This window comes from Burkholderia sp. MSMB1459WGS (assembly GCF_001534535.1).
Taxonomy (GTDB): domain Bacteria; phylum Pseudomonadota; class Gammaproteobacteria; order Burkholderiales; family Burkholderiaceae; genus Burkholderia.
Genome location: NZ_LPMU01000015.1, coordinates 1 through 1,844, shown reverse-complemented (window position 1 = coordinate 1,844; position 1,844 = coordinate 1). Strand labels below are relative to the sequence as shown.

Genomic DNA, 1,844 nt, shown 5'->3' with positions numbered 1-1,844 from the left:
GTGTGCGCCCAGCATGGGCGCATTCCTGCGGGTGGAAGTCCCGCCATAAGCTGATCACGGCAAATGAAGTGAAGCGCAACTGCATGAGGGTGACCGAGTGTGGGAAGGAAGCGTGGAGCGTAAATCGCGAGCCGATGGACAAGAACCGTATAGAAGGCGCTGCCGAGCAGGGCGAGCGGGCACGTAACCGCGAAGCTCTCGTGATCAAGGCGAAGCGGCGTAGATGCGGCGGTTGTGCGATGAAGGAATGCGTTCTTACCTGGGGAGATCTCGCCTCACGCCTGAAAGGGCGACGGCGGCAAGCCGGAGCGAGAAGTCAGCAGAGGCCGTAGTAGCTGCCGGTTGTGGGCGAAGGGCCGAACGAGTAGGAGGGCCGAAGGCCGTGTCGCTCGAACGTGCAGTGCATCAGAAGCCCGCGAGTGCGGGGCGCAACGCGGGAGGGCGAGGTGAAGCCGAGCCTGAAGTAGTGCGTGATGAAGCGCGGCCGGCGCGATTCGAAACCGGAGGTTCAGGGCGAGATGACCTGCTCTCGCAGGCGCTCGCGAGAGCGAATCTGGTGATGGCGTGGAAACGCGTCAAAGCCAATCGCGGCAGTGCCGGGGTGGATGGGAAGTCGATTGCCGAGACGGCGGAGTACCTGAGGACGCACTGGCACGGGATTCGGGAAGCGTTACTGGACGGCAGTTACCGGCCCGCGCCGGTAAGGCGCGTTCAGATTCCGAAAGCCGGAGGCGGGATGCGTGAACTGGGGATACCGACGGTGACGGATCGACTGATCCAGCAAGCCCTGCTGCAAGTTCTGCAGCCCATTATTGATCCCACCTTCTCCGAACACAGTTACGGCTTCCGGCCGGGACGTCGAGCGCGTGACGCGGTGCTGAAGGCGCAGCGTCATGTGCAGGATGGTTTGCGGGTGGTAGTCGATGTGGATCTGGAGAAGTTCTTTGATCGGGTCAATCACGACATTCTGATGGAAAGGCTATCGAGGCGGATCGCGGACAAGGCCGTGCTGCGGCTGGTCCGTCATTACCTTGTGGCCGGAATCATGGATGGCGGGGTGGTCATGGAGCGTCACGAAGGTACGCCGCAAGGCGGGCCGCTGTCGCCGCTGCTGGCCAATGTGCTGTTGGACGAGGTGGACCGGGAACTGGAGACGCGAGGCCATCGCTTCGTGCGCTACGCCGACGACTGCAATGTGTACGTGCGCAGTCGCCGCTCGGGCGAACGAGTGCTGAATAGTTTGCGCAAGCTCTACGATCGACTCCATCTGAAGGTCAACGAGGCCAAGACGGCGGTTGCACAGGCGACCGGTCGCAAGTTCCTGGGCTATGAACTGTGGCTCAGTGCGGGCGAGCGGATCAAATGCGCGGTGGCCCGAAAGGCACTGGAGACCTTTAAGCAACGCATCCGAGACCTGACCGGCCGCCTGGGAGGGCGGAGCTTGGCGGAAGTAGTGGAGCGCTTGAAGGCCTATATGCCGGGTTGGAAGGCGTACTTCCAGCTTGCCCAGACGCCGCGAGTGTTCCGTGAACTCGACGAGTGGATCAGGCACCGGTTGCGTGCGATGCAGCTTAAGCACTGGCGTCGGGGCACGACGATGTACCGGGAGTTGTTGGCGTTGGGTGCCTCGAAGGAGGATGCCTACCGGGTGGCGGCGAACAGTCGGCGTTGGTGGCGAAACAGCCGCTGGCTGCTGAACCGTGCCATGCCGATCGCCTACTTCGACCGTCTCGGCGTGCCTCGACTCTCATGACCTCAACTGCTCGAACCGCCCGGTGCGGACCCGCATGCCGGGTGGTGTGGGAGGGGATCGGTCAGACTCTCTGACCGCCCCTATCCCGATC

General features: G+C 62.9%; 1 protein-coding gene. It reads left to right on the top strand.

Features of this window, described 5'->3' with window-relative positions:
• Positions 1-382 precede the first annotated feature (382 nt).
• Entirely contained in the window at positions 383-1,753 is a 1,371-nt protein-coding gene (gene ltrA, locus WT97_RS06890; protein WP_060030818.1) for a group II intron reverse transcriptase/maturase, read from the top strand.
• The last annotated feature ends 91 nt before the right edge of the window (positions 1,754-1,844 follow it).